Origin of the sequence: Mesorhizobium sp. Root157 (genome assembly GCF_001427385.1) — a bacterium.
Taxonomy (GTDB): domain Bacteria; phylum Pseudomonadota; class Alphaproteobacteria; order Rhizobiales; family Rhizobiaceae; genus Mesorhizobium.
In genome coordinates, this window is sequence record NZ_LMGJ01000002.1 from 52,634 (window position 1) to 73,801 (window position 21,168).

At 62.4% G+C, this 21,168-nt stretch carries 18 protein-coding genes and 3 pseudogenes; 14 read left to right on the forward strand and 7 right to left on the reverse strand.

Annotated features, from left to right (window positions below; translation table 11 throughout):
- Positions 1 to 146: 146 nt before the first annotated feature.
- Positions 147 to 732: pseudogene (locus tag ASD64_RS02785) on the forward strand (trimethylamine methyltransferase family protein); the annotation flags it as partial.
- Positions 733 to 913: 181 nt separating this feature from the next.
- Here the strand turns inward: ASD64_RS02785 and ASD64_RS02790 are convergent.
- Positions 914 to 1,303, reverse strand: a pseudogene (locus ASD64_RS02790) (pseudoazurin).
- Positions 1,304 to 1,590: 287 nt separating this feature from the next.
- Positions 1,591 to 2,397, reverse strand: coding sequence for a ferritin-like domain-containing protein (locus ASD64_RS02795; RefSeq protein WP_162249049.1), 807 nt, complete (start codon positions 2,395 to 2,397; stop codon positions 1,591 to 1,593).
- A gap of 267 nt (positions 2,398 to 2,664) precedes the next feature.
- On the opposite strand from ASD64_RS02795, the gene ASD64_RS02800 reads away from it, so the two are divergent.
- From ASD64_RS02800 to ASD64_RS02840, 9 genes and pseudogenes are all read left to right on the forward strand, one after another.
- The gene (locus ASD64_RS02800) at positions 2,665 to 4,911 is read left to right on the forward strand and encodes a NosR/NirI family protein (RefSeq protein WP_156459984.1); all 2,247 of its coding nucleotides are present in this window, start codon (positions 2,665 to 2,667) and stop codon (positions 4,909 to 4,911) included.
- Between the two features lie 24 nt (positions 4,912 to 4,935).
- Positions 4,936 to 6,861 (forward strand): TAT-dependent nitrous-oxide reductase, encoded by a 1,926-nt coding sequence (gene nosZ, locus ASD64_RS02805; RefSeq protein ID WP_056100638.1) that lies wholly within the window; start codon positions 4,936 to 4,938, stop codon positions 6,859 to 6,861.
- A 36-nt stretch (positions 6,862 to 6,897) separates the two neighbouring features.
- Positions 6,898 to 8,244 carry a nitrous oxide reductase family maturation protein NosD gene (locus ASD64_RS02810; RefSeq protein WP_056100392.1) on the forward strand — a complete coding sequence of 449 codons (1,347 nt, stop codon included), beginning with the start codon at positions 6,898 to 6,900 and terminating at the stop codon, positions 8,242 to 8,244.
- A complete protein-coding gene (locus tag ASD64_RS02815; RefSeq protein WP_056100396.1) occupies positions 8,241 to 9,158 on the forward strand; it encodes an ABC transporter ATP-binding protein in 918 nt (305 codons plus the stop codon). Before ASD64_RS02810 ends, ASD64_RS02815 begins: the two co-directional genes overlap by 4 nt.
- Positions 9,155 to 9,985: an ABC transporter permease subunit gene (locus tag ASD64_RS02820; protein ID WP_056100399.1), complete on the forward strand. Its 831-nt coding sequence runs from the start codon at positions 9,155 to 9,157 to the stop codon at positions 9,983 to 9,985. Before ASD64_RS02815 ends, ASD64_RS02820 begins: the two co-directional genes overlap by 4 nt.
- The gene (locus tag ASD64_RS02825) at positions 9,982 to 10,521 is read left to right on the forward strand and encodes a nitrous oxide reductase accessory protein NosL (RefSeq protein ID WP_082549831.1); all 540 of its coding nucleotides are present in this window, start codon (positions 9,982 to 9,984) and stop codon (positions 10,519 to 10,521) included. The genes ASD64_RS02820 and ASD64_RS02825 overlap by 4 nt, the downstream gene beginning before the upstream one ends.
- Before the next feature lies 1 nt (position 10,522).
- A complete protein-coding gene (locus ASD64_RS02830) occupies positions 10,523 to 11,515 on the forward strand; it encodes an FAD:protein FMN transferase (protein WP_056100404.1) in 993 nt (330 codons plus the stop codon).
- A gap of 153 nt (positions 11,516 to 11,668) precedes the next feature.
- Positions 11,669 to 12,089: pseudogene (locus ASD64_RS02835) on the forward strand (FAD-binding oxidoreductase); the annotation flags it as partial.
- Between the two features lie 50 nt (positions 12,090 to 12,139).
- Positions 12,140 to 12,373, forward strand: a complete 234-nt coding sequence (locus tag ASD64_RS02840; RefSeq protein WP_082549838.1) for a LysR substrate-binding domain-containing protein — start codon at positions 12,140 to 12,142, stop codon at positions 12,371 to 12,373.
- A gap of 232 nt (positions 12,374 to 12,605) precedes the next feature.
- Here ASD64_RS02840 and ASD64_RS20860 read toward each other — a convergent pair whose 3' ends face one another.
- The 3 genes from ASD64_RS20860 to ASD64_RS02850 all read right to left on the reverse strand — a co-directional run bounded on the left by ASD64_RS20860 (position 12,606) and on the right by ASD64_RS02850 (position 16,967).
- Positions 12,606 to 12,848: a hypothetical protein gene (locus ASD64_RS20860; RefSeq protein WP_156459979.1), complete on the reverse strand. Its 243-nt coding sequence runs from the start codon at positions 12,846 to 12,848 to the stop codon at positions 12,606 to 12,608.
- Between the two features lie 92 nt (positions 12,849 to 12,940).
- Positions 12,941 to 15,373: a YbcC family protein gene (locus ASD64_RS02845; protein ID WP_056100410.1), complete on the reverse strand. Its 2,433-nt coding sequence runs from the start codon at positions 15,371 to 15,373 to the stop codon at positions 12,941 to 12,943.
- Between the two features lie 25 nt (positions 15,374 to 15,398).
- Positions 15,399 to 16,967 carry a proton-conducting transporter membrane subunit gene (locus tag ASD64_RS02850; RefSeq protein ID WP_056100414.1) on the reverse strand — a complete coding sequence of 523 codons (1,569 nt, stop codon included), beginning with the start codon at positions 16,965 to 16,967 and terminating at the stop codon, positions 15,399 to 15,401.
- Between the two features lie 98 nt (positions 16,968 to 17,065).
- On the opposite strand from ASD64_RS02850, the gene ASD64_RS02855 reads away from it, so the two are divergent.
- On the forward strand, positions 17,066 to 17,953 hold the full coding sequence (locus ASD64_RS02855) for a LysR family transcriptional regulator (protein WP_056100641.1): 888 nt from the start codon (positions 17,066 to 17,068) through the stop codon (positions 17,951 to 17,953).
- Between the two features lie 150 nt (positions 17,954 to 18,103).
- On the forward strand, positions 18,104 to 18,355 hold the full coding sequence (locus ASD64_RS02860) for a hypothetical protein (protein WP_156459980.1): 252 nt from the start codon (positions 18,104 to 18,106) through the stop codon (positions 18,353 to 18,355).
- A 378-nt stretch (positions 18,356 to 18,733) separates the two neighbouring features.
- Here ASD64_RS02860 and ASD64_RS21780 read toward each other — a convergent pair whose 3' ends face one another.
- Together ASD64_RS21780 and ASD64_RS21940 are read right to left on the reverse strand one after the other, a co-directional pair.
- The gene (locus tag ASD64_RS21780) at positions 18,734 to 19,012 is read right to left on the reverse strand and encodes an SUMF1/EgtB/PvdO family nonheme iron enzyme (protein WP_274533346.1); all 279 of its coding nucleotides are present in this window, start codon (positions 19,010 to 19,012) and stop codon (positions 18,734 to 18,736) included.
- Positions 19,013 to 19,151: 139 nt separating this feature from the next.
- Positions 19,152 to 19,334, reverse strand: coding sequence for an SUMF1/EgtB/PvdO family nonheme iron enzyme (locus ASD64_RS21940; RefSeq protein ID WP_413813565.1), 183 nt, complete (start codon positions 19,332 to 19,334; stop codon positions 19,152 to 19,154).
- A gap of 146 nt (positions 19,335 to 19,480) precedes the next feature.
- On the opposite strand from ASD64_RS21940, the gene ASD64_RS02870 reads away from it, so the two are divergent.
- Together ASD64_RS02870 and ASD64_RS02875 are read left to right on the forward strand one after the other, a co-directional pair.
- A complete protein-coding gene (locus ASD64_RS02870) occupies positions 19,481 to 19,741 on the forward strand; it encodes a DUF2249 domain-containing protein (protein WP_056100423.1) in 261 nt (86 codons plus the stop codon).
- A 65-nt stretch (positions 19,742 to 19,806) separates the two neighbouring features.
- Entirely contained in the window at positions 19,807 to 21,162 is a 1,356-nt protein-coding gene (locus ASD64_RS02875) for a hypothetical protein (RefSeq protein WP_082549839.1), read from the forward strand.
- Positions 21,163 to 21,168 lie beyond the last annotated feature (6 nt).

Genomic DNA, 21,168 nt, shown 5'->3' on the forward strand with positions numbered 1-21,168 from the left:
GGCGCTCAGCCCGCTCCGGGGGCCGCGCGGCACGGGTGGCAGCACGCGCCGCACCGTTGGCGGATAATTTGCGGCCGGTGCGGGCAGGCCTTCCCGGGGGCCAGTACAAACCTCTGACTCAAGCGGGTGTGGAAAAGATTCATGCTTCGGCGTTGCGCACGGGCGCCATGTGGGGTGGCAGTGCCGAACAGGCGCTGCTGTCAGCGGGATGTGCGCAGATGCACCGCATTTACGACCTGCCGGGCGGAGCGGCGTCGGGAATATCGGATTCGAAGCTTCCCGACATGCAGGCGGGTTGGGAGCAGGGCATCACGAATACGCTCGCAAGCCTGTCCGGCCTCAACCTCTGCTATGAATCGGTCGGCATGCACGCCTCGCTGCTCGGCTTTTGTATGGAGAGCATGGTTCTTGGCGACGACATTCTCGGCCAGGTGATGCGCCTCGTTCGTGGCATCGACGTAACGGAGGATACGACCAGCATCGAGGTAATGAAGGAAATATGTCTGGGAGGAGCCGGCCACTATCTCGGCTCGAACCAGACCCTCCAGTTGATGCAAACGGAATATGTCTACCCTGTCGTCGGCAATCGCATGAGCCCCAAGGAGTGGGTCGAGGCCGGCAAGCCCATGCTGATCGACTCGGAAAAATGAAATTCTTTCACGGGCAGGCTCGGTCATCGAGCCGGAAATCGATGCTGCGTTGCGTGCGAGATTCAATATCTATTTCAGGTAAAAATCACCGGAGCCCCTGGTTCGGAAGGATCAGAAGTCCGACAGGGTAAGTACCGGCTACGCTTCGCGCGCTGCTAGGTCGCGCTCCCTTCGCGCCATTCCTTAAGGACGAGTTACCCGTACAAAAAAGTCGCCCCCGGACGAACCGGAGACGGCGAGGAAATCGGGCTTCAATCCCTTGTTCAGTTGCCAGCGGGCACCTTGGCGAATAGCTCTTCGAAAACTTTCTTCGCCTTGCCCGGTTGCTTGACCTTCCTGGCCTGGTCCAGATTCGTCGGCTTGCCGGCGACGATCAGCGCCACCATACCCATGCCATAGTGAGGCACGCATTTGACGCCGTAGACGCCTTTCTTGTCGGTGGTGACGGTGATCGGTTTGCTGATTTCGCCCTTGAAGGGCTGAAGCATGCTGTCGATGCTTGCCGCGTCATGGCCCTAGTCGGTCGGCACGAAGGTCACCGTATCGCCAGGGGCGGCCTCGATGTAGTTGGGCTCGAAGACCATGACGCCCTGAGTGCCCTTATTGAGCATCTGCACCTGATGGTCTGCCGCATAGGCGGCGCCTGCCATCATTATGGCAGCGAAAGCCGCGTAGCGAAGCTTATGTATTTCATTTTCTTTCCTTTCTGCCGTTTCTGCGTTGCAGCAAAACAATGTTGCAGGGCCGTTACTGCGAACATTGGAAACCGACGTTGATGCAGCACAAACTGGCGAACGCGAGTTGCCCCGATACGGGTGCGCCGGTCAGCAAACCGGTTGGCTTCGGACTCGCGTTGTATCGGCAGGGCGGTAGCTGCAACCCCAATACCACAGGAGTGATCCGATGAGGGCGGCAGCCTGTCAAAGTCGCCGGTATCCGTCTACGTTCTTCCCAGGTTTCTGATGAGGGCCAGGCGCTTGACGGCGATAGTGGCGAGAGCCTGGGCCCGATCCCGGGCGGCCTGCGAAAGCAGGTGTTCGCCAGCGTCGATATAATAGTCTGCCAGCCACTCACAAAGTGCCTCGAGAGATCGTGGTGGAGCTGGACCGACTGGAGCGGGCTCTTGCAGGGCATCCGATGCAAGATTAAGAGAGAGCGTGCGCGCCTCGTGAGCGAGATCGCGATATTCCTTTTTGTTTCCGCTCATCTCGGCATATTCTTCGAGACGTGTGCAGACTTCCATTTCCAGAGCGGACAAATCGTAGGTTTCCTGGACTGACGGTCTCAGGTGCCGGTTCTTGAAAAAGGCCTTCCGGCGTTCACGGCGCAGCGTTTTGGCATGCTCCAGTTCCTCACTGGCCATCCGCTCGGCGGCCTTGCGGATTTCCGCCGTTGCGCCATAGGCGGCGACATAGGACCAGAAGGCGAAGGCGCGCTCCTCGTTCCGCACCGCTACTGCCAACGAACGGTAGGCGTCCACCAGTTCTGGTGAAACGAGGTGAATGCCCTCATCATCGAAAACGCCTCGGGGAACCGCTTCAGGCGGCCGCACCTCCGGTGCGCGATCCTGAATCTGCCGTGACCAGTTGGCGACGAGGTCGATATGGCCGTTCTCTTCGCGGACCAGGCGATCGAATACTTCAGCCAGATCTTGGTGGCCGACCGTGCGCATATGTTCTGCGAGACCGGCGTACCGCTCTGCCGTCTCCTTTTCCATCGCCATGGCGACAGCCAGCAACTCGTCCATCGAACGGATCGACGCAGTCGGCTCGGAGGTAAGGCGAGTCATAGGAAGGCCCTCTGGTTTGCGAGGCAGCATAGGCGCGCAATCTGCCGTTGCTTTGCTTTGAATCAAAGAAACATTCCGCGAAACCGCCGAGATGTGCGCTCCGAAGTCGGCTTCGCCCAAGCAGCCGCAAGAAGGGGACGCATGTCAGGACCAATGGCTACGACCAGGCCCAAAACGGCACCGCGGCTCGTCACAGCCCTCGTCTCTCGTGCGGTGGTTGTGACCATGCTGATGCTGCTGGCCCTGTTGGTCAGTCCGGGACGGGCCGACGAAAGCTTGCAGCACTTTCTGTCCGGTACCGCGCCCGGCGAACTGATCCAGGGTGCCGATGCCTATGGCAATGCAGAAGGTAATCCATCAATAGTGCCTGTCTTGTCCGGCGGAAAGGCGGTCGGCTACGCGTATCTCAACACCGATTTCACCAGCGCGGTCGGCTATTCGGGCAAACCGATCCGTTTCCTTGTGGGAATTGGCCTGAAAGGCGTCATCCGCGGCATCAAACTGGTCGAGCACAAGGAGCCGATCGTCCTCATCGGTATCCCGCAGGAAAAGGTCGTTGCCGCGCTGAACGCGCTGATCGGCAAGGACCTTGGCCGGGTTGCTGCGGGGCAGGAGCAGATACCGCAGGTGGATATCGTCAGCGGGGCCACCGTCACTGTGCTGGTGATGAGCGACAGCGTCGTGCGCTCGGCGGTGAAGCTGATCCGAAGCGGGCGCTTGGGTCAGAGGGGGGCAGGCGCTCCTGGAGCCTCCGCCGCGCCGGCCATGGTCGTGGACCCCGCTGTATCGGGAATAAGCGACTGGAGCACGCTCGTCGGCGATGGCTCGGTGCGCAGCGTGAGGCTGACGGTAGGCGAGGTGACTAAGGCCTTCGCTGATGCCGGCCAGCAACAGGCTGCGCAGCGGCCCGAAACCGACAACCCGGATGACCGCTTCATCGATCTCTACGTCGCGCCGGTCAGCGTGCCCGTTATCGGCCGCAGCCTGCTGGGTGACGCCGGCTATGACAGGTTGAGGAAGAAACTGAAGCACGGCCAGCAAGCGATCATCGTTGCTGGCGAGGGTGCCTATTCCTTCAAGGGGTCGGGCTATGTGCGCGGCGGTATCTTCGACCGCATCGAACTAATGCAGGACGGGCAAGGCGTGCGCTTTCGCGACCGCAACCACACACGGCTTGGCGATCTTGCCGCGGAAGGGGCACCGCACCTGCGTGAAATTGCGCTGTTCACGGTGCCGGAGGAGTTTTCGCTTGACCTTTCCGAGCCGTGGGAATTGCAGTTGCTCGTACAGCGCAGCTTTGGTGCCCGGGACAAGGCGACCTTGCCTTTCAACCTCGGCTATACCTTGCCCGCGCGCTATCTGAAGGCTGCTCCGGTCGAGGCGGTGCAGCCCGCGTTGCCCACGGTCACGCTTGCGCAAGAGCCGGCCCAGCCGGCAACGCCCGGACTGTCGGAGCAGGGCTCTCCAGACCAGGAACCCCTCTGGGTGAAGATCTGGAAGATGAACACCCTCAAGATCGGCGTCACGGTCATCGCTCTCCTGGTGCTGACCGCTATCTTCTTCTTTCAAAGCTGGCTGGTCAGCCGCCCTCGGCTGTTCGCCTGGATCAGGCGTGGTTATCTGCTGTTCACGCTGGTCTGGCTCGGCTGGTATGCAAACGCCCAGCTTTCCGTGGTCAATGTTCTGACCTTCGTCAATTCTCTGGTCACCGGCTTCAACTGGGAGTTCTTCCTTGCGGCGCCGCTAATTTTCATCCTGTGGGCGGCGGTGGCGGCGGGGCTGCTGTTCTGGGGCAGGGGTCCCTTCTGTGGTTGGCTGTGCCCGTTCGGTGCCTTGCAGGAACTCACCAACAACCTCGCCCAATGGCTGAAGGTGCCGCAGATCAAGCTACCCTTCGGCCTGCATGAGCGGCTGTGGCCGGTCAAATACATGATCTTCCTCGGCCTGTTCGGCTTGTCGCTCTATTCCGTTGCGCTGGCCGAGACCTATGCAGAGGTCGAGCCGTTCAAGACGGCGATCATCCTGAAGTTCGCACGTGGTTGGCCCTTTGTCGTCTTTGCGCTGGCACTGCTCGGGGCCGGTCTCTTCATCGAGCGCTTCTATTGCCGGTACCTGTGCCCGCTGGGCGCCGCGCTCGCCATTCCTGGACGCATCCGCATGTTCGAGTGGCTGAAGCGCTATCCCGAATGCGGCTCGCCCTGCCAGCGCTGCGCCAAGGAATGCCCGGTGCAGGCGATCCACCCCGAAGGCGAGATCAACGTCAACGAGTGCATCTACTGCATGCACTGCCAGGAACTCTACCACGACGACCACCGCTGCCCGCACCTGATCCAGGTGCGGCTGAAGCGCGAGAAATTCGAGGCGCTGTCCTCGCCGGCAACCCGCGGCAAGGGTCCGCCCAAGCCGCCGGTGATCACCCACGGGGGTGAGCCAGTAGGGACAGCTGCAAAACACATCAGTGTAACCGGCTGACAGGCCACAACAAGGAGAATGACCATGTCACAGGACGAACGGGACCGGAAAGCCATTCTGAGTAGACGCCAACTGCTGGGCACCACCGCTGTAATGGCGGCCGCCGGTGCCGCAGGGGTCGGCGGCGGACTGGCACTAAACGGAGGCGTGGTATCGCCGGCCGCAGCGGACGAGAAGGGCGAGCAGGAAGCCGAAGTCAAGCCCGGAGAGCTGGACGAATACTACGTGTTTTTCTCCAGCGGTCAGACCGGCGAAGTGCGCATCATGGGCGCTCCGTCCATGCGCGAACTGATGCGCATCCCCGTTTTCAACCGGTGCAGCGCCACCGGCTGGGGGCAGACTAACGAAAGCCTCAAGGTCCTGACCGAGGGCCTGCTTCCCGAGAATGTCGAGTTCCTGAAAGACAAGGGCGGCATCTATCTCAACGGCGACCTGCACCATCCGCATCCATCGCAGACCGACGGCACCTATGACGGTCGCTACCTCTATGCCAACGACAAGGCAAATACACGGGTATGTCGTATCCGCCTCGATGTGATGAAGTGTGACAAGATCATCCAGTTGCCGAACCAGCATACGGTGCATGGCCTGCGTGTGCAGAAGTACCCGAAGACGGGCTATGTGTTCTGCAACGGCGAGGACCGTGTGCCGATCCCTAATGATGGCTCGGTCCTCGACGATCACAAGCAGTATCATGCCATCTTCACCGCCGTGGACGGCGAGACGATGAAGGTTGCCTGGCAGGTCATGGTCGACGGCAACCTCGACAATGTCGATGCTGACTACCAGGGCAAATACGCTTTCGCCACCTGCTACAACTCTGAGGAGGGCGTGAACCTCGAACAGATGATGGCCAAGGAGCAGGACTGGATCGTCATCTTCAACCTGAAGCGTATCGAAGAAGCGGTCGCCAAGGGCAATTTCAAGGAGATGGGCGGCGTGCCGGTCATTGACGGTCGCCATGGCTCGCCCTACACGCGCTATGTGCCCGTGGCCAACAGCCCGCATGGCATCAACACCGCACCCGATGGCATCCATGTCGTGGCCAACGGCAAGTTGTCGCCAACGGTGACGGTGTTCGACGTGCGCAAGTTCGACGATCTGTTTGACGACAAGATCGAGTCGCGCGATACAGTGGTCGCCGAGCCGGAACTGGGCCTTGGTCCGCTCCATACCGCCTATGATGGGCGCGGCAACGCTTACACCACGCTTTTCATCGACAGTCAGGTCTGCAAGTGGAACATCGAGGATGCCAAGCGCTCCTATGCCGGCGAACAGGTCGATCCGATCCGTCAGAAGCTCGACGTCCACTACCAGCCCGGCCACAACCACACCTCCATGGGTCAGACCAAGGAGGCGGACGGCAAATGGCTGCTCTCGCTGAACAAGTTCTCCAAGGACCGCTACCTCAACGTTGGCCCGCTGAAGCCTGAGAACGACCAGCTGATCGACATCTCCGGCGACCAGATGGTGCTGGTGCATGACGGCCCGAGCTTCGCCGAGCCGCATGACGCCACACTTGTCCATCGCTCGAAGATCAATCCAGTCAATGTTTGGGACCGGGCTGATCCGTTCTTCTCCGACGCGGTTAAGCAGGCCGAGGCCGACGGCATCGACCTGATGATGGACAGCGAGGTCATCCGCGATGGCAACAAGGTGCGCGTCTACATGACCTCGGCGGCGCCGGCCTTCGGACTGGAGAGTTTTACCGTCAAGCAGGGCGATGAGGTCACTGTCTACGTCACCAATATCGACGAAGTGGAGGACCTGACTCATGGCTTCTCAATCATCAATTACGGGATCAACATGGAAGTGGCCCCACAGGCGACCGCGTCGGTGACGTTCACCGCCAGCAAGCCGGGCGTCTGGTGGTACTATTGCTCGTGGTTCTGCCATGCCATGCACATGGAGATGAAGGGCCGTATGCTCGTGGAACCGCAGGGCGCCTAGGACGTGGCTCGTACTTTCCATAACGCGATAATGGGAATGGCGGCGCTGTTTGCCGCCATTTCCGGCCACCCGGCGGACGCGACGGAGATAATCGTCGCCGCTGACGCCACGCCTTTGCAAGCCGTGGTGGACGCCGCGGCGCCGGGCGACGTGCTGCGTCTTGCGCCAGGCGAGCATGTTGGGCCGGTTGTCATATCCCGGAAGCTGACTTTGCAAGGCGAGCCGGGCGCGGCCCTGAAGGGTAGTGGCTACGGCAGCGTGGTGACGCTGGAAGCGCCGGGCTCCGTCGTTCGCAACCTTCGCATCGAAGGTTCGGGAATGGATCTGGACACGCTGGACGCCGGCGTATTCGCCGCGCCGACCGCCACGCGCGCGCTTATAGAAGACAACATCATCGTCGGCAATCTCTACGGCATCCAACTTCATGGCGCTCAGGATGCAGTGGCGCGGGGCAATCGCATCGAAGGTTTAAGCGAAGGGCGCACCAGCCGTTCCGGCAACGGCGTTTCGGTATGGAATTCGCCTGGGGCCAAAGTTCTTGACAACGACATCAGCTTTGGCCGCGACGGCATCTTCGCCAACGCCAGCAAGAAGAACGAATTCCGCGGCAACAGGTTCAGCAACCTGCGTTTCGCCGTCCATTATATGTACACCAACAACAGCGTGATCGCCGATAACGTTTCCACCGGCAATATCGTTGGCTACGCCATCATGTATTCCGACCGCCTCAAGGTCACCGGTAACGTCTCGGACGGCGACCGTGACAATGGCTTTCTTTTCAATTACGCTAACGCTTCTGAGATCAGCGGCAACGTGGTGCGTGGCCGTGCGCAGCCGGCCGAACGCTGGACCAGCAACGGCCAGCGTTTCGCCGCAGACCCGGATATGCCCAAAGCCAGCGAAGCGGTCGGGTTGCGCAAGGGCACGCGCATCGGCCCTGAAAAGTGCGTTTTCATCTATAACGCCAACCGCAATCGTTTCTCCGGCAACCTCTTCGAGGGCTGCGAGATCGGCGTGCACTTCACGGCCGGCTCCGAGGGCAACGCGATGAGCGGCAACGCCTTCGTGCGCAACCACAACCAGGTCAAATATGTCGGCACCCGCTCGCTCGACTGGTCGAGCGAGGGGCGCGGCAACTACTGGAGCGACAATCCGACCTTTGACCTCGACGGCGACGGCCTTGCTGACAACCCCTACCGCCCCAACGACATGATCGACCGGGTGCTGTGGGCAGCGCCGGCGGCCAAGGTGCTGGTCAACAGCCCGGCTGTGCAGGTGATCCGCTGGGCGCAGGCCCGCTTTCCGGCGGTCTTTCCCGGTGGCGTCGTCGATAGCCACCCGCTGATGAAGCCGGACGGCATCAAGGAAACGGTGACGCCATGAGCTTCAATGTTGAACTGAAGTCGGTTGCACGGCATTACGGCCCCGTCAGGGCAGTGGACGACGTGTCCTTCTCTGCTGGTACCGGCGAGGTGATCGCGCTGGTGGGCCACAACGGCGCCGGTAAGACCACGCTTATCAAGCTAATGCTGGGGCTTGCGCGTCCCACCGCCGGCTCTGTCGCCGTGCTCGGCCAGAATCCGGCGGCTGGCGATGCCTCCGTGCGTCGGCGGCTCGGCTACCTGCCGGAGAACGTATCTTTCAATCCCGCACTGACCGGCCGCGAGACGCTGCGCTTCTACGTCCGGCTCAAGGGAGGCAGGCCGAAAGAAGAGGATGCGCTGCTTGAACGGCTTGGCCTTGCCCACGCGGCAGACCGGCGCGTCGGCACCTATTCCAAGGGTATGCGCCAGCGGCTGGGTTTGGCTCAGGCCATGATCGGCACGCCGGCGGTATTGCTGCTGGACGAACCCACCACCGGCCTCGACCCGGAACTACGCCAGCAATTCTATGGGATCGTCCGTCAAATGGGTGCGGCTGGCGCGACCGTGCTCCTGTGTTCTCATGCTTTGAACGAACTGGAAGGCAATGCCGGCCGCGTCGTCATCATGAACGAAGGCCGCAAGATTGCCGATGGCTCGCTGGACGAACTACGCCACATCGCGCAACTGCCGACGAAGATTCGCCTGAAGACCGCCGAGGACGGGACCCGGCGCCTGCGCGAATGGATGGGCGAACCAGCGGGGCTGAGGCAGATCAACGGCCACATCGTCGAGTTCGACGCTACGCCGGAGGCCAAGGCCGCCTTCCTGCGCCGCGCCGCTGGCGAAGGCGCGCCCTTCGTCGATCTCGACATGGTGCCGCCAGGTCTCGATGAACTCTACGCCCATTTCCTCGCCGGGAGGATTTTGCGATGAACACGATCCTTCTGCTTGCGGCAAAGGAAGTGCGCGAGGGCCTGCGTAATCGCTGGGTGCTGGCGGCGACCGGCTTGCTGGCGGCGCTGGCGCTGACGCTTGCCTTCCTCGGCAGCGCGCCTACCGGTACGGTCGGCGCCGGCGCGCTCGACGTGGTCGTCATCAGCCTTGCCAGCCTCACCATCTTCATCGTGCCGCTGATCGCGCTGCTGATTTCCCACGATGCCATCGTCGGCGAGATCGATCGCGGCACCATGACTCTGCTTCTGTCCTATCCGGTCCGGCGCAGCCAGGTTCTACTCGGCAAGTTCCTCGGGCATATCGCCATCCTCGCCTTCGCCACCTGCGTCGGCTACGGGCTGGCGGCGGTTGCGCTTCTGGCTACCGGCAAGGCGATCGGCGGCGGAAGCTGGACGGCGTTCGTCGCCATGACCGCTTCCTCGGTGCTTGTGGGCGCGGTCTTCGTCGCCATTGGTTATCTGGTCAGCGCGCTGGTACGTGACCGCGGCACCGCCGGCGGCATCGCCATCGGCGTCTGGCTGGTCTTCGTCATCCTCTACGACATGGCGCTGCTGGGGCTGCTGGTGGCCGATCAGGGACGCTTCGTCGGCGACGGCGTGCTGGATGCACTGCTTCTGTTCAATCCGACCGACGCTTACCGTCTGCTCAATCTCGCCGGCTCGGACGATATCGCAGCCGCCTCGGGCATGGCCGGTGTCGTGCAGAACGCGGCGCTGGGTCCGGCGGTCCTGCTGGCCGCGCTTGCGGCATGGATCGTGGCGCCGATGGCACTGGCGGCGGCTGCCTTTTCGAGGAGAGAGCTGTGAGACAGCTCCTGACGGTTATGGTCCTCGCCGGCCTTCTGGCGCTCGGAGCCTGCCAGCGCCAAGCGGAAGCGCCGCCCCCGCCCTTCGCGATGACGGAGGACGCGATGGGCCGCTACTGCGGCATGAACATCCTCGAACATGCTGGACCCAAAGGCCAGATCATCCTCGCCAAATATGACGAGCCGATCTGGTTTTCGTCAGCGCGCGACGCCATCGCCTTCACCATGCTGCCGGAGGAGCCGAAGGATATCCGCGCGATCTATGTCTCCGACATGGCCAAAGCGCCGACCTGGGACGAACCCGGAGCCGACAACTGGGTGGACGCCCGACAGGCATTCTTCGTCATTGGCAGCAACCGGAAGGGCGGCATGGGCGCCGCCGAGGCCGCACCCTTCTCCACCGAAGAGGCAGCGACAGCCTTCGCCGGCGCCCATGGCGGCGAAGTCGTGCGCTTCGACGCCGTTCCGCGCGACTACATTCTGGAGCAGCAAACCGGCGCGAATGGCGCGCCTGCGCCTTCCAGGGAGGTTCACTGACATGATTTCCGGACCGATGACCCGCCGCCGCATGATCGGCATCAGCGCCGCCGCAGCCGGCATGGCGCTGCTGCCGTTCGAGAGCGCTGCGGCCATACCCGATGCGGTGACTTGGCAGGGTGAGGCCATGGGCGCGCAGGCTTCGCTCGTCATCCATCATCCGGACCGCGCGAAGGCGAAAAAGCTGGTAGAAGCGACGGTCGCCGAGGTACGGCGGCTGGAGCGCATCTTCAGCCTCTACCGTGACGATTCCGACCTCACCTTGCTCAACCGGCAGCGCTTCCTGGTCTCGCCGCCAAAGGAACTCGTGGAGATATTGCGCCAGAGCAGTGATGCCTGGGCGCTCACCGGCGGCGCCTTCGACCCCACCGTGCAGCCGCTATGGGATACATACCGCCGCCACTTTTCAACCTCCGGCGCATCCAAAGCCGGACCTTCGGCCGGGATCGTGCGCGAGTGCCTAGCTCGCGTCGGCCTCGATCGGATCGCCTGTTCATCCGCCCGCATCGAACTGCCGGCGGCAGGCTCCGCGCTGACGCTCAACGGCATTGCGCAGGGCTATGTAACCGACAAGGTAGTGGACCTGCTGAGAGCCGGCGGCATCGAGCACTCCATGGTCGATATGGGCGAAAGCCGCGCCATCGGCCCGGCGTGGGACGACAGGCCATGGCGGGTCGGCGTTTCCGATCCCCTCGATACGGCCCGCATCCTCAAGGTGCTTGAAGTGGAGGATCGCGCCGTGGCAACGTCGAGCCCGTTCGGCTTTCGCTTCGACGCCGAGGGCCGGTTCAGCCACATCATCGATCCGCGTAGCGGCGCGACGCCTCGGCGCCACGCCAGCGTCACCGTCGTGGCTAGGCAGGCGGCGCTGGCAGACGCGCTCTCCACCGCCTTCAACCTGATGGATGTCGGGGAGATCGTGGCTGTGCTTGAAGGCATGGCCGGCGTCGAAGCCCACATCCTGTCGCATGACAGAAACTGGACTTCCGTGTGAGAGAGGCACTGCCGTGCCAGGCGCGGCTTTCTCGGCACAGACGGGAAGCATGTCGGCAGAGCGCCGCTACCCGATTGCTGCGGCCGCCCATCAGCCCGGTTTTAGCGGTCAGGACCCACTCCCGATCAGTCATCGACAAAAGGGATGCCAGGAATGACACAAGCAGTGCGCCAGCAGACAGACGCCGCCATTTGCGAATTTCCGCTTCCCATTGGGGTTCACGCCGAGAAGGTGATCTCCGTGCGCCAATATACGGGCCGGTTGTTCTCGTTCCGTATCACCCGGCCACAGAGCTTTCGCTTCCGCCCGGGCGAGTTCGTGATGATTGGCCTGCCCAATGCGGTGAAGCCGGTATTCAGGGCCTACTCCATCGCCAGCCCTCATGGGGCGAGGAACTGGAATTCCTGTCGATCAGGTGCCGGACGGTCCGCTGACCATGCATCTGCAGAAAATCACGCCGGGCGACACCAAATTGCTGCGCGCTAGACCGACCGGGGCGCTGGTCCTCGATGCGCTGACGCCGGGCAGGGGGTTGTGGATGATATCGACCGGGACCGGTATCGCGCCCTTTGCTTGGGCTTGCCATATCTGAAGGTTCGGGGCCCAGGCTACACGCTTGGCAGCATGTCGATCGAGGCAGCCACCCGTGGTGAAGGCGTGGCCTTGGGGTGCAGTGTGCTGGTGGTCGAGGACCTGGCGGCAGGCCGTCTTGTGTCGCTGTTTCCGCAAGCCAGACTGGAAGTCGAATGGGGCTACGATCTTGTCTACCGCGTCGGCAGCCGGAATAACCCGAAGGTAAGCGCTTTCCGCGACTGGATCACGCAGGAGGTGCGAGAACTCACACGAGACACCTTCTAGGGCGCGGCGTCCGCTGCTGGTGTGGTTGTTGACGCGTTCCAGCCAGTGTGTGTTACAGAATTTCTGTCGTCCGATCTAGAGTGCGCCAGCACGGCTTCGGGGCTGTGATTTTGATCGCTGTTTGGCATTGATTGGAATGGGTAGTCTACCTGTGAACCGCCGAAGCGGCCTCAACTTGAGAACCTGGCGTCGGTCGAAGCAGTAGCGTGGTGGTGGCTTGAACACATGCGAACTAGCCTGGCAAGGTGCCCTGCGCATATCCCTCCAATGCTGAACGAATCTGCGCATTACTCCGTGTGCGGAGCAGGTAGTCCAGGATATCGAGGTCATTCAAGAGATCAACAGGGTTGCGGCCTCTGGCAGTAGTCAGTGCATTCTTCAGCCACGGGCTCATGTTGGGGCGAGACAGTAGCCAATCGATTTGTTCATTATTCGCTGTTAACGTCGGGCTTTCTATATTCATTCCTTCGGCCATTTTACGTCCTTTTGAGGGTGGGTTGCCTTGAAACCTGATGAAAGCAGGAACCGCACGAGTCGTCGGTCCGCCAAACCTGTTCCGCCTGAACCTCAAATCGGCACTGGCTCCAATCGGGCTTGAGGTGACGTATCGTCGAAAGCGCCTATCCAGCTTGAACCGCCCGCATATCGCCAGGCCCAGCGTCCCATGTCATCGAGTGCGAAGAGGTGGAGCCAGCGATTGTCGAACAGCTTGCGGACGTCGGGATGGCGTTCCAGCACTGTGGCGATCGCCTCGCGCGGCGCTTCGACAGCGACCGACATCCGCAGCGGCTCATGGACAAATTTCTCACCGTCGTGGATGGACTGCCAGGGAACGCCGCCACGCAGCAGGCCGCCATTGCCCTCGACGACACCCATGCCGCCGGTGATGTTGTGCAGGAGCTTGTTGCCCGCCCCAAAGACCTGCGGCGCCACGGTCGAACCGTAATATTGCAGGCTGATCCAGCTCGCGACGATAATGGGCGCGGTTATGATCATTTCGAGAACGCCAAAGTCCTCGTCTTCGCGCCAGACGTAGTTGTGCAGGAAAACACGTCCGCCCAGATCCCGCCCCGCCGTGCGGCTGCGTGGCGCGGCGATGAACGCCTGACAGCCGGTCAACCCCCATTCCGGCCGTATCTGGGCCCAGTCCCTAGCCCGGCGCAAAAGGTCCGCCGCCGAAGGCCTTCCGGGCAGGCGGAGCGCGCGCTCGGCTCGCGTCAGCGCGCCGGCCGCCTTGAACCAGCGCCTTAGCTGCCCAATATCCTCGGCGTGAGCGACCGAGGGGCGGTCGGCTTTGTAGAGCGTGACGGTATCGGTCGTGGTCTCGTGCAGCGCCGCCAGAAAAAGGGTGTCGTCCGGAACCAAAATACCGCGCTCGGCGAGCCCGGCGCGAACCACAGCGTCGTTGAGCAGGCCGGCGAGCAGCCGAGCGTTGACATCGCCGGAAAAGCCGCCGCAAGCACCGCAATGAAGCATGCTGGCGTGCGGATTATTGACGACGCTCGCACCATGGCCGGCGATCACTACCAGCCGCGCGAAGTCATGGGTCAGCGACATGCTCCGCAGCACTTTCTCTGCCATGGCGATGCGGAACGCCACATCGGGCGCGGGGTCGAAACGGGGCGCCGGATCGTTCGGGTGCTTGACCTTGGCGAAGCCAAGCCCGTTGCGCAAAAGCTTGTTCACATAGACAGGCCCCATGGCTTCGACGAAGGCGAAGGAGGAAACGGCTGCCAGCCTGAAACGGCCCCAGGCGCGGGTTGCCCGTTCGCCAAGCCGAGCGGCTTGGTCCAGTTGCACCATGGCGGCGCTGCCGTCGCCCGAACGCGAGTTCGACCCCGGCGCCAGTTGCGGCGGCAGGCGATACTCCTCGACGTCGGAAGCGAAACGCCGATGGGAAACGCCAAGCCCGAAGAAGCCTGCAAATCCAAGCGTACGGATGCCTGGATCGAGGCTTTCCAGCGCGCGGCGAAACACTTCAGACCGCACGTCTATGCAAAAGGCCATCTGCAACTTGGCGCGGCCGTTGACGGGGATTGCTGTTTCCGCCGCGAGAACCGCCGCAAGCCGCCTCTGGGCGGCGTGCTCGGCCGCTTCCTGCAACACGGAATCCAACACATCGTCGGCCGACGACGTAATCTCCTCGGCATAGGCTCCTCTCGACTCGAACCACTCGCCTTCGATCGAGGAGGCATATTGGCGAAAAATCGCTTTTTCCCAGACGAGACGGATTGCAAGGAGATCAATCAGGGTCCTGTCACTGCCGTCGCGAAGTTCCGCCTGCCACAGGAGATAGCGCCCGATTTGGGCCCAGCCGCCGAGACTCATCAGCAGCCGGTGGAAGTAAACCTCGAGGGTCCTGTCAGACAAACCCAGATATCCGACGCATTCGAGGATCGCCTGCTCCGCCGTTTCGGGCAGTCGCGCGGCGAACGCGGCAAAGCCCTTCAGGCCGGCAATTTCCGGCGTAAGATCGAACCGGGCATTGTCGCGCCAGGTGTCATAGGCGTCGCGCCCTTTGGGGGCCGCCCACAGCGCCTGGGCCGTATCGAAATAATCGGCGGCCCAATGGCTGATACGCTCGGTCAGAACGCCGGGCCAGTCGGTTCCCGATGCTTCGGCCGCGAGATCGGCTACCGTTGGCAGCGGTGTCGGGCATGGGGGCTCTGCCCTGAGCCCCGCGTCAAGCTCCGCGCGCGCCTTCGGCTCATCGGGTGCCGATGCACCGATAAGGGCCGCATCGAGATCGGCATCGTTTATCTCGCCGGATCGAATACGCGCGGCATACCAGCTTCGCGGCATCGTGACCCGTATGCCGGCAACGCGACCAAGCCGGGCGGCGGCCAGTTCAAGCGGCCAGTCGGCCTGGCCGAGAAATGGGTTGACCGTTACACTCGAATCCAGCGGCCACAGCGGCGGGACCTGCCGCGCCGCGCGACGCGCCGCCTCGATCGCCGTGCCAGAGGCGAGAATGTGATGATCATCGATCCTGTTCAGCATCGGTATCCTCCGCACTAGCGGTTCGTCACGGCGACACGCGGGCGGACCAGCCGCCGAGCATTCGGTCCAAGACAGCGTTCAGGTAAAAGCCGTTGGCGAGATGCACCCGCAGCCCTGTAGCGGCCGGATGGCCGGACCACAGGGGCAGCAGGGCCTGGGCAATCGCGACCACCCCAAAGCTCAGGGCGGCCAGCGCCATCAATGTCCATTCGAGCCGGCCGGGCGCTGGCGTCGCCGGCAGGGTCCCGCGCGTCAGCCACTCGGCCGCCGTTTGCAGCGTGAAATATCCGACCGCCGCTGCGATGGCGTAGCTCGCCGTCTTGCGGGTCAGCACGCGCGGCGCGGCATCAGCCAGCCCCTGCGCCAGAAGGTAGGCGACACCGAAGATCAGGATCGCGCCGAGGGCAAGGGACTGAGGGGACTTATGGCCGAAGCCGAAGGCGACGCCGAAGATAGCCCCGATCGCCGCGTAGATCAGGAGCGCCAGAGCAAACGCCCGGCCGACGGCGGCACCGTTGGGGATTGCGACCGGTCCGGGGCGGCGGATGGTGGCGACCTGTTCGACGGCTCCGCCCGAAGCGAGGAAGGCGTGCGCCTTGTAGAACGAATGGACGACGATGTGCAGCAAGGCAAGCGGGAACAGCGCCAGTCCGCATTCCAGCATCATGAAGCCCATCTGCGCCACCGTCGACCAGGCAAGCGAAGTCTTGACGGCGGGCTGGGTGAGCATGACAAGCGCCCCGAACAGCGCTGTGAAGCCGCCGACCATCGCAACCGCCGCGAGGATGCCGGGCGCCGTCAACATCAGGTCAGCGAAACGGACCAGCAGGAAGCCGCCGGCATTGACGATGCCCGCGTGCAGAAGCGCCGAGACCGGCGTCGGCGCCTCCATGACTTCCGTCAGCCACCCGTGCGTCGGAAACTGGGCCGACTTGAGCAGCGCCGCAAACGCGAGCAGGCCGGCGACAACGACGGTCAATGCCGGCCCGCCGCCGGTTCTTGCAATGGAATTGACGGTCGCGATATCGGCCGTGCCGTAGACCCAGGCGATAAAGCCGGTGCCAACGATCAGCGCAGCAGCGCCGATGCGAGAAAAAAGCCGCTTCTTGCGTTCGGCACGCCGCGCCGCCAATCGTTCCGGATAAAACAGCAGCAACCGGCGCAACGTTACGCTCATACCGATCCATGCCGCCGCAAGCTGGACGAGATTGCCTGCCTGGACGAGAAACAGGACGGCCGCGAGCGTAAGGCACAACCAGCCGGTGAACGCGCACTGCCGCGCCTCGCCGTCGAGATAGGTTCGGGCATAACGCAGCACGAGCCAGCCGATGAAACTGACGAGCAGCAGCATCGTAACGCTGACGGCGTCCAGCAGAGAGGAGAGGCCGATCCCGGCGACGCCGATCAGGCCGCTTGTCCTCGCCCCTTGCGTGACAAGCACGGCAAGCCCGCCGAGCGCTATGAGGAAAGAAACCAGCGCGGCCACTTCAGCCAGGCCGGCGCGCTTTGGGCAGCGACCGGAACCGGGAAAGGCAATGGCAGCGGCGACGAGTAGCGGTAGCGGCGTGGCCAAGGCAAGCAGGTAGAGCGACAACGTTGGTCTCCGAGGGATAATCGTTGCATCGCGATAACAGGCGCGCTTCGCCGAAGAAAATTCATTGTTTATGCGATATCGTTCGCTAATATCGAATGATGCCTCCCTTGAACTACAACCACCTGCGCTATTTCTGGGCTGTCGCCCATGACGGCAATCTCACGCGCACGGCGACGCGCCTCAACGTCACCCAATCCGCCCTGTCGGTCCAAATTCGCAAGCTGGAGGCAAGCCTTGGCAACGCGTTGTTCGAACGCAGCGGCCGCCAGCTACGCCTGACGGAAGCGGGGCGCATCGCGCTGGATCACGCCGATGCCATCTTCAACACAGGCGAGGAACTGCTGGGCACGCTTCGCGACGCCGGCACGGCGCATAAGACCCTGCGTCTCGGCGCGTTGGCGACACTGTCGCGCAATTTTCAGATGGAATTCCTGCAACCTCTGCTTGGACGGCCGGACGTCGAACTCGTCCTGCGCTCAGGCAACACAGCCGAGTTGATCGCGTCGCTTCGTTCACTCAGCCTCGACATCGTCTTGATCAACCAGCCGCCGGTGCATGACGGGCATTCGCACCTCGTGGTCCATCGCCTGGCGGAGCGAGCGGTAAGCCTCATCGGAGCCCCGGCGCGCTTTCGTAGGGATTGCGGCCTGGCCGAGCGTCTGATGGCACACCCCGTCATTGTCCCGACAAGCGGAACTAGCGTTCGAGCCGGCTTCGATGCACTTATTTACCAACTCGACATTCGTCCGCACGTCATTGCCGAGGCCGACGATATGGCGACGATGCGCCTGCTCGCGCGCGAAGACATCGGCATCGCCGTGCTACCGCCGATCGTGGTGAAGGACGAAATCGCGGCCGGAACGCTTGTCGAAGGCGATGCCCTTCCCAGTATCGTCCAGACGTTTTATGCGGTGGTGATGGAAAGGCTCTTTCCCAACCCGCTGCTGAAGGAGCTCCTTGTAAAGCAAAGAATGGAAGGTACCTGACCTCTACGCCAACGACGAGCAAGCGGCGCCTTGCTATCAAAATCACGCGGGTATTCGGGGTAACCAGCGGATAACGGAAAGACGCTTCAGGCCGCTCCGGGGCCGTCACCTTGTTCATCAAGGCGTCTGAATGGCCTGGATCGCATCGTGATGGCCAATCCTCGCTTTTGCGAGATGGTCAGCCATCCGATGGATGAAATCCTGAAACTGTGCCAGCGCGACATGCAGAGAAGGCAACCTTCGGGACTTTTTATGTTTGAGAATGAGAACATTGGCCAGACAATCCTCGATGCCGTTCTCATCGCAGATTTTGATGATCTGGTCGTGCGAAGGTCTACGGAAAGGGCAGAGGCACCTCGCGTTGCACCGGTGTGTCGATGGTACCTGCTTGAGTCCGTCTGAACCATTGAGCAGACGGATGGCCTAAGCACGATGAGCAAGCTTGTTCCATGGCTGCATTTTTTGGGTGGTACATGCTCCCGGTCGCTCATAGAGGCCGATGTAGCCGTTGAATGTTGATTTCAGGTAGGAACGACCCGGGGGTTCCACCAAGATTTGGTCCGCCTTTTATGCATCTTTCGGGCCTGGTTTAGGGGTCAAGTTCCTGGTTTTCTCCATCGCGTTTTTAAGTTTATGTGCCGAGCAAATTTTTGGTTCGGCCTGGTCGAGCGCATGGCAGATGCAGCCATGCCCGTGGCACATGGCGCTTGCCGCTTAATACGCTTTTGCCGGACAAGATGCATGTTCGCCAAAGCCGGCCGTCGGGTATTGGCATACGAATTAATCGATGTTCTTCACCCACAGCAGCTTGACATAGCCGACGAGGGAAGGCGTTTCGCGAACGAGCCGGATGCCGAGATTATCCGGCGCAAGGCCGGCCGCGCAGCCGCCGCTCTTGCCGTCGCGGATGAAGTTGGACATGTAACCGCGATGCCGGCCGCCGACGACGCGCACGCCACAGTTTTCGGTGCTCTGTGCAATTTCTCCGCCGCCGGTCATCGTCGCACGCACGTAGCACGTCATCGTCCAGTCCCAGACATTGCCGGCGATGTCGGCCACCCCCTTGCTGTTCAGTCCGAAATGGCCGAGCGGCTTGGGCTCGGTGTGCGCGCGCCAGTTCCCGCCTCCGAACGATAGCGCGCCAGCCACCGGACGGCCGGATTGGTATTGTCTTGCTCGAGGCCGAGCGCGTCATCATTCATGCGTTCGGCAGCCGCGAAAGCCCATTCCTCGTCGGTCGGCGCCAGGTTCTGCCTGTTCTGGCAGACAGCCAGGCGGCATAGGCCGTGGCGTCGCGATAGCTGACGCCCGTGACGGGTACGTAGGTGTCTTTTGCAAGGACGCGTGGTTCACAGGCGGCCACGATTCCAAACAGGCTCATAAAAGATATATTGACAATGTATCTTTTGGGCGTGAATGTGCAACTAGGAGCGCTGCACAAAGCGAACTCTCAAAGGCCCGGATCGGATTCGGTCGCGATCCCCTCCTGCCGATGGCGCAGAGCGCGACCTACGGAGCAATTGCATCATGCCTCAGACACAATCGGCTTCGGCCGTCAGCGAAATCGACGTTCGAAGCCTCGTGCCGGCACAGCGACACGCGAAGATCTTCGAACTTGTGGGGCAGCTCACACCGGGCGGCTCGTTTGTCCTGGTCAACGATCACGACCCGAAGCCGCTCTATTACCAGCTTGAGGCCGAACACCCGCAACAGTTTTCCTGGACCTATCTAGAAAAGGGTCCGCAGGTATGGCGCGTCGAGATCGGACGCATGGTGAAAGCTGCTTGAGTTCGCCGGTAGCGATGCCGGCGGCTCGACGGCCGGCACCGCTCCAGCAGAAAAAGAACGCGATCGTGCTCGGCGCAACACTCTCCCGCTGGACGATGTCTTACTTCGCGGCGGCGCTGATCGCGTTCCTTGCCGCCGAACTGTTGATGACACTCGGATATGGTTATCCCAGTGCTCCGGTGGAATCCGCGTCAACACTCGTTCTCGTGCATCTGGTCGTGCTGGGCTGGCTCAGCCTGCTCATGTGCGGGGCGCTATTCCAGTTCGTCCCGGTGCTGGTGGCGCGCGCCCTCTACAGCGACTCACTGCCGCTGCCGACACTGGTATGCCTGATCGTTGGGCTTGCGGCACTTCTTCTCGGCTTCCTGCAAATGGATGGCTTCGTCTCCACCGTATTCGCCTTCTTCCCGGCGGCCGCCGCCCTTCTGGCCATCGGCTTCGGCCTTGCCTTGTGGAATCTCGGCCGTACGCTCTGGGCTGCCCGTCCGTTGCCGCTGCCGGCCCGCTTTGTCGTCGTCGGTCTTTGCAGCCTTGCCGCAACCGTCACGTTCGGTATTATTTTCACCCTGGTGCTCCGTGGGGTCACCGACAATCCACATCTTGCCGATGTCGTCGCCAACGGTGTGCCGCTGCACGCGATCGCCGGGCTAGGCGGCTGGCTGACGTTCACCGCCATGGGGGTGAGCTACCGGCTTCTCGCAATGTTCATGCTGGCGCCCGACCTTGACAGCTCACGCTCGCGTGCGGGCTTCTATTCGGGGACGGCAGCGCTCGCTGTCGCCATCGGCGGCGGCGTGGCGGCGATCTGTTTTGCGGCAAGCCTGACGCTGGCCCTGCTCGCAGCCGGGTTGCTCGGCCTGTGCGCGCTTGTCCTCTACGGCGCCGACATGCTGCGCCTCTATCGGGCGCGGAAACGCCGTGTGATCGAACTGAACAGCCGGATGGCGGCCTTTGCAATGGCCGGCCTCGCTGCGAGCGTGATCCTGATCGTCGCGCTGGCCGCTCTCGGCTTTTTCGCTCAGCACGTTGCCGCCACCGCCTTTCTTGTCGCATTCGGCTGGCTGTCGGGGTTGGGGTTGGCCAAGCTTTACAAAATCACCGCCTTCCTGACCTGGCTTGAATGTTACGGGCCGGTCCTCGGCAAGACGGCAACGCCGCGGGTGCAGGACCTGGCAGTCGAACGTCGCGCCATCAGGTGGTTCTTCCTCTATTTCTGCGCCGTGTGGGCCGCGACCGCCGCATTGTTGCTCGAGATGCCGATGGCGTTCCAGGCCTGCGCCGGCCTGATGCTTATCGCAAGCCTCGGCATCATCGTTCAATTGGTGCGAATCCGCCGGCTGCTCGACGTCGGCGTCGCTATGCGCCTGCCGCCAGGGATACGCATGCCGCAGTTGCTGCGCTGCTCCGTACAACATGACTAGACCATT

Coding starts and splice junctions, on each gene's coding strand:
- ASD64_RS02795 (WP_162249049.1), bottom strand. CDS start 2,397: ATGGACGAGTTGCTGGCTGTCGCCATGGCGATGGAAAAGGAGACGGCA.
- ASD64_RS02800 (WP_156459984.1), top strand. CDS start 2,665: ATGCTGATGCTGCTGGCCCTGTTGGTCAGTCCGGGACGGGCCGACGAA.
- nosZ (WP_056100638.1), top strand. CDS start 4,936: ATGTCACAGGACGAACGGGACCGGAAAGCCATTCTGAGTAGACGCCAA.
- ASD64_RS02810 (WP_056100392.1), top strand. CDS start 6,898: ATGGCGGCGCTGTTTGCCGCCATTTCCGGCCACCCGGCGGACGCGACG.
- ASD64_RS02815 (WP_056100396.1), top strand. CDS start 8,241: ATGAGCTTCAATGTTGAACTGAAGTCGGTTGCACGGCATTACGGCCCC.
- ASD64_RS02820 (WP_056100399.1), top strand. CDS start 9,155: ATGAACACGATCCTTCTGCTTGCGGCAAAGGAAGTGCGCGAGGGCCTG.
- ASD64_RS02830 (WP_056100404.1), top strand. CDS start 10,523: ATGATTTCCGGACCGATGACCCGCCGCCGCATGATCGGCATCAGCGCC.
- ASD64_RS02840 (WP_082549838.1), top strand. CDS start 12,140: ATGTCGATCGAGGCAGCCACCCGTGGTGAAGGCGTGGCCTTGGGGTGC.
- ASD64_RS20860 (WP_156459979.1), bottom strand. CDS start 12,848: ATGGCCGAAGGAATGAATATAGAAAGCCCGACGTTAACAGCGAATAAT.
- ASD64_RS02845 (WP_056100410.1), bottom strand. CDS start 15,373: ATGCTGAACAGGATCGATGATCATCACATTCTCGCCTCTGGCACGGCG.
- ASD64_RS02855 (WP_056100641.1), top strand. CDS start 17,066: ATGCCTCCCTTGAACTACAACCACCTGCGCTATTTCTGGGCTGTCGCC.
- ASD64_RS02860 (WP_156459980.1), top strand. CDS start 18,104: ATGGCCAATCCTCGCTTTTGCGAGATGGTCAGCCATCCGATGGATGAA.
- ASD64_RS21940 (WP_413813565.1), bottom strand. CDS start 19,334: ATGAGCCTGTTTGGAATCGTGGCCGCCTGTGAACCACGCGTCCTTGCA.
- ASD64_RS02870 (WP_056100423.1), top strand. CDS start 19,481: ATGCCTCAGACACAATCGGCTTCGGCCGTCAGCGAAATCGACGTTCGA.